The organism is Micromonospora sicca, assembly GCF_003172935.1.
In the GTDB taxonomy this organism is placed as follows: Bacteria; Actinomycetota; Actinomycetes; order Mycobacteriales; family Micromonosporaceae; genus Micromonospora; species Micromonospora sicca.
The window spans coordinates 1-7444 of sequence record NZ_QGKS01000330.1 but is presented as its reverse complement, the minus strand read 5'-3'; the positions used below and the strand labels follow the sequence as shown (position 1 = coordinate 7444).

Sequence of the window (7444 nt, the reverse complement as noted above, 5' to 3'; positions counted from 1 at the left end):
CGACGCGGCGGCGGCGGGCGGAGCCATCTCGACGGTTGGGCGGAGTCATCCGGGCGGCGGGGCGGACTCATTCGGCGGTGGTGGCGCGCCTGCCGGGCGGGCGCCGGCCGCACGCCGCTCCGGCGGTGGGGCGAGCGCGTACCCGCCGTCGCGGCGGACCACCAGCCCCAACTCCTCCAACAGGGACAGCTTGCGCAACGCCACCCGCACGCCCACCCCAGCGCCGGCGGCCACCGCGTCCGGGCTGCGCAGCCCTCGGCGTGGCAGGGACTCCAGCACCAGGGCGGCCTCGTCGTCGAGCTCGTCGGCCGGTCGTCGCGGGCCGCGGGCCGGGGGCGCCAGGTCGACGCCGATCCGGCCCACCTCCTCCAGCACGTGCGCGACCCCGGTGACGAGTCGGGCCGCGGGTTGCTCCCGGAGCAGTTCGTGGGCGCCGACCGACATGGCCGAGGTGACCGGACCGGGCACCACCATTCCCGGTCGGTCGATGGCCAGCGCCCGGCGCATGGTCTGGGTCGCCCCGCTGCGCGCGGACGCCTCCACCAGCACGCTTCCCCGGGTGGCGGCGGCGATCACCCGGTTGCGGATCAGGAACCGCGGCCGGAGCCGCTCGGCGCCCGGCATCCACTCGCTCACCAACAGCCCCGTCTCGGCGATCCGGTCGAAGAGGGCGGCGTTGCCCATCGGGTAGGGCCGATCCACCCCGCAGGCCAGCACCGCCACGGTCAGCCCACCGGCGCTCAACGCGCCCCGATGAGCGGCGGCGTCGATCCCGAACGCCCCGCCGGAGACCACCGACCACTCCCGGTCCGCCAGGCCGTAGCCGAGCTCGGTGGCCACGTGCACGCCGTACGACGTGGCGGCGCGGGCGCCGACCACGGCCACCGACCGCGCCATCGCCTCGGCCAGCGGCCAGGCGCCGCGTACCCAGAAGCAGAGCGGTGGGGCCGTCTCGGTGTCCACCCGGCGGCTGGCGCCGGAGAGGGCGAGGCGGCGCAGTTCGTCGACGCCGACCGGCCACTCGTCGTCGTCGGGCGTGACGATCCGGGCGCCGAGCCGATCCGTCCGCTCCAGCGCCCAGGCCGCGGCGGCCCGGGGGTCACCGGCGGCCAGCCGGGCCGCCACGGTGGCGTGCAGCTTCTCCTCCGGCGCGCCGCCGTCGCAGAGCAGCGCCAGGGCGGCCGGCGCCCCGAGCCGCTCCACCAGCCGGTGCACCGACCAGGTGCCCGGTTCGGTCAGCCAGGTCAACGCGACCCGGGCCAGCCGGTCCGCCGTACGTGACTCCTCGTCCCCGCTCATGCTTCCTCTCCCGTCCGTAGTCCGATCGCCTCCCGGACGTCCTCCCGGTCCGGCCGGTCCCGCCCGTCCAGGTCGGCGATCGTCCACGCCAACCGGATGATCCGGTCGAAGCCCCGGGCCGAGAGCGACCCGCTGTCCAGCCGAGCGCGCAGCTCTCCGGTGTCGTGACCCGGCAACCGCCAGGGCGAGCGGCGCAGCAGCGGTCCGGGTATCTCGGCGTTGAGCCGGCGGCCGACCGGGGCCCAGCGCTCGGCCGCCGCGGCGCGGGCCGTGGCGACCCGCGCGCCGACGGTGGCCGAGGACTCGTTCGCGCCCCCCGTCGCCATCAGTTCGGCCGCCCGCACCGGCAGCACGGTCACCTGCACATCGATCCGGTCCAGCAGGGGCCCGGAAAGCCGCCCCAGGTAGCGGCGCCGGGTCAGCGGGCTGCACTCGCACTGCGTGTCGCCGCCCGGTTTCGCGCAGGGACAGGGATTGGCGGCCAGCACCAGCTGCACCCGTGCCGGGTACTCCGTGCCGCCCCGGGTCCGGGCCAGCCGGATCCAGCCGTGCTCCAGCGGCTGGCGCAACGCCTCCAGGGCGCCCTTGCTGAACTCCGGCGCTTCGTCGAGAAAGAGCACCCCGCGGTGGGCCAGCGACACCGCGCCCGGGCGGGCCAGCCCGGCGCCCCCACCGACCAGCGCCGGTACGGTGGCGGTGTGGTGCGCGCCTGGAACGGCGGGCGGCGCAGCAGCCGCCCGTCCGACGGCAGCACGCCGGCGATCGAGTGCAGCGCGGTGACCTCCAGCGCGACGTCGTCGTCCAGCTCGGGCAGGATCGACGGCAGGCGTTCGGCCAGCATGGTCTTGCCGGCGCCGGGCGGCCCGAGCAGCGCGAGGTGGTGGCCACCGGCGGCGGTCACCTCCAAGTGGTCCTCAGCCCGCCGGTGGCTGCTGAGCGGCCTGGCCCTGTGCGGCGTGTGCGGCTCGCCGGTGCGCGCCACGCTGCTCAACAGCACCCGAGGTGGGGTGCCGTCCTACACCTGCAAGGCCACGAAATGCGTGGTGCGCAACGCCGCCGAGCTGGACCAGTACCTCGGCGGAGTGGTCGTCGCCCGGCTCTCCCGGCCGGACGTGGCCGACCTGCTCGCCTCTTCCGGCGCACCTGGCTCTAGGGTGCTCCAGCTCGACGCCACCTCGTTGCGGGAACGGCTCGACGGCCTGGCGGCGGCGTATGCCGACGGCGCGATCGACGTCCGCCAGCTGCGCGAGGGCTCGGAGCGGCTACGCGCCCGGCTCGCTGAGGTGGAAGAGCAGATGGCCATGGCAGGCCGGGGCGACGCGCTCGCCGGGCTAATGGGGACGACGGACCCGGCGGCGGCTTGGGACGCACTCGACCTCCACCGCCGGCGGGCCGTCGTCGACACGCTCATGACCGTGACGATTCACCGCACCCGGAAGGGCCGGCCGCGCGGCTGGACGCCAGGCAGCTCGTACTTCGGTCCGTCCACCGTCGACATCGGGTGGAAGGCGTGACCAGGTCCGGCCGCCGGTGAGGAATCCAACGCGGGTCTAAACGATCTTCTTTCCTAAACTCTTAGCTGACGTCGACGCACCAGGGGGCCGGGGAGGTCCAGATCCCCCACCGTGATGTCCGACGTCCTGATCTCGACGCGCGCCAGGTACGCCGCGCTGAAGCGCTGCCACGGCGCTGACCACCTGTGCTCGCGCTCGTCGACCTGCCCGCACTGATACCCGGCACGAACGTGGCGCTGAGCTCCCCGGCGCTGTAGAACCGGTGGGCCCGCGGCCGCGCGTGCTGGACCGGCCGCCTGGTCGTCGACGGCCGCCACCAGCGGTCGGGCCGGCTCACCGCGCACCATCGTCGTTGGCCAGCGCGCGGGCGATCCACTGGACCGCCGCGAACTGGCGGGCAGCGGACCGGCCGGCCCGGCGCCCCTCCGGCGACTCCAACGGACGGCGGGCGAACGTGCGCTCCGACTGGCTGTAGCGGGCGACCATGGCGACGAGTGCGCGGAGCAGCTGCTCACGCCGTGGCTCACCGCCGGCCCGCGAACGACCGGCGGGGAAGACGTACGCCTCGCCGCACTGCCGGGACGATGCCCGGGGCCATGATCGCCTTGTGGACGGTCAGCTTCGCCACCCAGATCGCCGACGTGACCTCGATGCCGCGAGCACGTCGAAGCGCACCTCGTCGGCGGTCGTGCCCGTCTCGGCCAGCCACCGGGCGGCCAGGCCGCGCAGCCGGCGCGCCTTGGCCGGTACGACCGCCTCGGCCGGGCTGCCGAAGTCGTCCGTACGGCGGGTCTTCACCTCGCAGAAGGCGAGCACGCCGCCCTCCCAGGCGATGATGTCGATCTCGCCGTTCGGGCAGCGCCAGTTCCGGGCGACCGGCCGCAGTCCCGCCTCGATCAGGTGTCGGACCGCGCACCGCTCCCCGTACGCGCCGACGGCCTGATTCCGCTTCGTCATGGCGGCCAGGGTGGGCGCTGCCCGGTCGGCCCGGTCGTCCCGCCCGGTCTGCCTGTGGACAAGCGGGAGGGCTGTGGACGGCCGGACGATCATGCCTGGACCGTGCTAGGGGACCGGACGTGCGCCGGCGGTGACCGGATCCGCGCCCTACTGACCTGGGCGGCGTCGTCCGACGGCCGGATGGCGTCCGTGGAGCCGTTCGCATAGCGTGCCCGTCGTGGACGGACGACGGAGCTTTCCCGAGGATCAGCAGGGGTCGCACTGGAGCGACCGCGGGTACGCCGAACCGGACTGGCGCGCAGCGGGCGACCCGCGCTACCGCGACGACGACTTCCGGACCCCGGAGCAGCGCGACGGCGCGGACGAGGGCCGGTACGCCGACCCGGTGAACTCCCGGTACGGCGAATCGGGTCGCGTCGGTGCGGCCGACCGGCTCGGTGACGGGCACCCGGAAACCGACGGCTACCGGCCGTCCCGGTCGCGACGCGGGGAGGACCCCGAGGTCTCCGGCGAACTGCCCGGTGAGCGCGGCGGCCGCCGGGCGGCCCGGGAGGGCGTGGATCAGCTCGCCGCCGGCGCCCGGGAGGGTGTCGCCGGGCCGGACCCGCTCGGCGCCGACCGGCTGCCGGACGCGCTGCGACCCGCTCCCGCCGGCGGCTACCCGATCGTCGAGCCGGCCCGTCCGGCCGAGCCGACCCACGCCGCGGTGCCGCCGTTCGCGGTGGGCGAGCGTCCGTCCGGCCCGATCCATGCCGGTCCGACCCCGCTCGTCGTCGGGGACCGGCCCGGCGGCCCCGCCCCGTCCCCCGAACCGGTGGGCGGCCCGGCCCCGCATCCGCTGGAGATGCCGACCGGTCCGATGCCGGCGGTCGCGCCCCGGCTCGACGCCCCGCCGGCCGGCGACGGCGTCTACCGGACCCGCCGGCCTGCGCTGGCGGTGGTCCTCGCGGCGCTGACGCTCGTCTTCGAGGCCCCCGCCCTGCGGGTCCTCCTGCACGGCCTGGTGGGCGACCCCGTCTCCGCCCCCGACGTGGTGGTGGGGACGTTCCTGGTGGCCGGGCTGCCGATCTTCGCCACCGGCCTGTACGGGCTGCGCACCGGTGGGCTGGCGCTCGCCGAGGGCAGCCGGGGCTGGCTCCGCCCGCCGACGGCCTACCTGACCGTCGGGTTGGTGCTCTTCGTCGCCGCCGCGCTCGGCGCCCGCTGAGCGGTCCCATCCCGCATCGCCGCCCGCACGGGCTGGGCGCCCGGCATCGCCGGGTCGAGCACGGGCCGGTCGCCCGGCGTCGCCGCGCCGGACCGGGCTCGGCGCGCGGCGGGGCCGGGGCGGGACGCCGGGGACCGGTCCGGGCGGTATGCCTGGAAAGTGACGGTGCGGGACGTTCCCGACCCCGGGACCGGCGGGCGGAGAAGGGGCGTACACTGGTCGACTGGCGACCGCCTCGCGCGGTCGACCTCGCGCGCCCTCTCCACGGTTTCCCGTGGGGCGACGGCCTCCCTGGTCCCGATCTTGGTCGGGCCCACCACGGCCGGCGACCAGGCGCCAGGACGCCCGGCCACCGGCCGGGCGTGACAACCAGGGATCTTGAGGAGTACCCCACCATGGCCGTCGTGACCATGCGTCAGCTGCTGGAGAGCGGTGTCCACTTCGGGCACCAGACCCGGCGCTGGAACCCGAAGATGAAGCGCTTCATCATGACGGAGCGCAACGGCATCTACATCATCGACCTGCGCCAGACCCTCGACTACATCGAGAAGGCGTACGACTTCGTGCGTAACACCGTCGCCGAGGGTGGCAGCATCCTCTTCGTCGGCACCAAGAAGCAGGCCCAGGAGGCCATCTCCGAGCAGGCGACCCGGGTCGCCCAGCCGTACGTCAACCACCGCTGGCTGGGCGGCATGCTGACCAACTTCCAGACGGTGTACAAGCGCCTGCAGCGGATGAAGGAGCTGGAGGCCCTGGGTGACCTGAGCGGCACCGCCGCCGGTTACACCAAGAAGGAGACGCTGCAGCTCTCCCGCGAGAAGATCAAGCTGACCCGCACCCTGGGTGGCCTGCGGGACATGCAGAAGCTGCCGGCCGCGATCTGGGTGGTCGACACCAAGAAGGAGCACATCGCCGTCGACGAGGCCCGCAAGCTGGGCATCCCGGTGATCGCCGTGCTCGACACCAACTGCGACCCGGACGAGGTCGACTTCCCGATCCCGGGCAACGACGACGCCATCCGGTCGGCGGAGCTGCTGACCAAGGTCGTGGCCGCCGCCGTCGCCGACGGTCTGATCGCCCGTTCCGGCCGTCGCCGGGGCGGCGACGAGAAGCCGGAGCCGGGCCAGGTCGGCACCGACGAGCCGCTGGCCGAGTGGGAGCGCGAGCTGCTGGAGGAGCCGAAGAAGGCCGACGTGCAGCAGCCGGCCGTGCAGCAGCAGCCGGCCGTGCAGCAGCAGCCGGCCGTGCAGCAGCCGGCCGAGCAGCCGCAGGCCGAGCAGCCGGCGGCCGCCGCCGCGGAGTGATCGCGCCGCCGCGTCCCCACCGTCCGTTTTTGCGGCCGGTGGGGCGCGGCGGATCCGCCGGGAACATCCGGCCCGGATCCGGGTAACCCGGCAGCCAGACCATCCCACCGCAGTCTCAACACCGAAGAGAGAGTCATGTCCAACTTCACCGCCGCGGACGTCAAGAAGCTCCGCGACCTCACCGGCGCCGGCATGATGGACTCCAAGAAGGCGCTGACCGAGGCCGAGGGCGACTTCGACAAGGCCATCGAGATCCTGCGCGTCAAGGGTGCCAAGGACGTCGGCAAGCGGGCCGGCCGCACCGCCGCGAACGGCCTGATCGCCCACTCCGGCAAGGCGCTGCTCGAGCTCAACTGCGAGACCGACTTCGTCGCCAAGAACGACGCCTTCATCGCCCTGGCCCAGCAGCTCGTCGAGCACGGCGAGCGCAGCGGCGTCAGCACCGCCGAGGAGCTGCTCGCCAGCTCGATCGACGGCAAGCCGGTTGCCGAGCTGATCCAGGAGCAGTCCGCCAAGATCGGCGAGAAGCTGGTGCTGAACCGCTTCGCCAAGCTGGACGGCAACGTCGCGGTCTACCTGCACCGCAAGAGCCAGGACCTGCCGCCGGCCGTCGGCGTGCTGGTGGAGTACGCGGGCAAGACCGACGAGGCCGGCGACGCCGACGCCCGCGGTGTCGCCATGCAGGTCGCCGCCATGCGGCCGAAGTACCTCACCCGGGACGAGGTGCCGGCCGAGGTCGTCGAGTCCGAGCGGCGCATCGCCGAGCAGACCGCCCGCGAGGAGAACAAGCCCGAGGCCGCGCTGCCGAAGATCGTCGAGGGTCGGGTGAACGCCTTCTTCAAGGACTACGTCCTGATCGAGCAGGCGTCGGTGGCCGACAACAAGAAGTCGGTGAAGCAGATGCTGGCCGAGGCCGGCATCGAGGTGACGCGCTTCCTGCGGTTCGAGGTCGGCCAGGCCTGAGCCGCCAGCTCGGGCGCGTCACGCGCCCGTGGGCAAGCAACGTCGACGAGGAGGCCGCCGGTGTACGTGACAGGCACCGCGGCCTCCTCGTCACATAGGGTCTGCAGCGGCAGGCACGCGGCGCACGCGAAGGTGCGCGACGGGAGGGGCGGGGCGGATGACGCAGGTTGTGAGTGACCGGAGCCTGGCGGCGGATGATC

Annotated in this window: 7 protein-coding genes and 1 pseudogene; 4 read left to right on the top strand and 4 right to left on the bottom strand. The window is 74.3% G+C overall.

Features of this window, described 5'->3' with window-relative positions; genetic code table 11:
- Positions 1-45: 45 nt before the first annotated feature.
- The gene (locus DKT69_RS27260) at positions 46-1299 is read right to left on the bottom strand and encodes a DNA-processing protein DprA (protein WP_109804354.1); all 1254 of its coding nucleotides are present in this window, start codon (positions 1297-1299) and stop codon (positions 46-48) included.
- Positions 1296-2206, bottom strand: a pseudogene (locus DKT69_RS27255) (YifB family Mg chelatase-like AAA ATPase); the annotation flags it as partial. The gene DKT69_RS27260 and the pseudogene DKT69_RS27255, both read right to left, overlap by 4 nt.
- A 49-nt stretch (positions 2207-2255) precedes the next feature.
- On the opposite strand from DKT69_RS27255, the gene DKT69_RS27250 reads away from it, so the two are divergent.
- The gene (locus tag DKT69_RS27250) at positions 2256-2813 is read left to right on the top strand and encodes a hypothetical protein (protein ID WP_146231224.1); all 558 of its coding nucleotides are present in this window, start codon (positions 2256-2258) and stop codon (positions 2811-2813) included.
- A 333-nt stretch (positions 2814-3146) separates the two neighbouring features.
- Here the strand turns inward: DKT69_RS27250 and DKT69_RS38545 are convergent, their stop codons facing one another.
- Positions 3147-3299: a hypothetical protein gene (locus tag DKT69_RS38545; protein WP_161557960.1), complete on the bottom strand. Its 153-nt coding sequence runs from the start codon at positions 3297-3299 to the stop codon at positions 3147-3149.
- A 129-nt stretch (positions 3300-3428) separates the two neighbouring features.
- Positions 3429-3770: a YraN family protein gene (locus tag DKT69_RS27240; RefSeq protein WP_109804355.1), complete on the bottom strand. Its 342-nt coding sequence runs from the start codon at positions 3768-3770 to the stop codon at positions 3429-3431.
- Between the two features lie 208 nt (positions 3771-3978).
- Here DKT69_RS27240 and DKT69_RS27235 point away from each other — a divergent pair, with 208 nt between their 5' ends.
- The 3 genes from DKT69_RS27235 to tsf all read left to right on the top strand — a co-directional run bounded on the left by DKT69_RS27235 (position 3979) and on the right by tsf (position 7244).
- Positions 3979-4977 carry a hypothetical protein gene (locus DKT69_RS27235; protein ID WP_109804351.1) on the top strand — a complete coding sequence of 333 codons (999 nt, stop codon included), beginning with the start codon at positions 3979-3981 and terminating at the stop codon, positions 4975-4977.
- A gap of 395 nt (positions 4978-5372) precedes the next feature.
- The gene (rpsB, locus tag DKT69_RS27225; protein WP_109804349.1) at positions 5373-6281 is read left to right on the top strand and encodes a 30S ribosomal protein S2; all 909 of its coding nucleotides are present in this window, start codon (positions 5373-5375) and stop codon (positions 6279-6281) included.
- A 135-nt stretch (positions 6282-6416) separates the two neighbouring features.
- Complete coding sequence (gene tsf / locus DKT69_RS27220) at positions 6417-7244, top strand: translation elongation factor Ts (RefSeq protein ID WP_109804348.1); 828 nt, start codon at positions 6417-6419, stop codon at positions 7242-7244.
- Positions 7245-7444: the final 200 nt, after the last annotated feature.

Excerpts from the sequence above, each read along its gene's own strand:
- DKT69_RS27260 (WP_109804354.1), bottom strand. The coding sequence starts at position 1,299 with ATGAGCGGGGACGAGGAGTCACGTACGGCGGACCGGCTGGCCCGGGTC.
- DKT69_RS38545 (WP_161557960.1), bottom strand. The coding sequence starts at position 3,299 with ATGGTCGCCCGCTACAGCCAGTCGGAGCGCACGTTCGCCCGCCGTCCG.
- DKT69_RS27240 (WP_109804355.1), bottom strand. The coding sequence starts at position 3,770 with ATGACGAAGCGGAATCAGGCCGTCGGCGCGTACGGGGAGCGGTGCGCG.
- rpsB (WP_109804349.1), top strand. The coding sequence starts at position 5,373 with ATGGCCGTCGTGACCATGCGTCAGCTGCTGGAGAGCGGTGTCCACTTC.
- tsf (WP_109804348.1), top strand. The coding sequence starts at position 6,417 with ATGTCCAACTTCACCGCCGCGGACGTCAAGAAGCTCCGCGACCTCACC.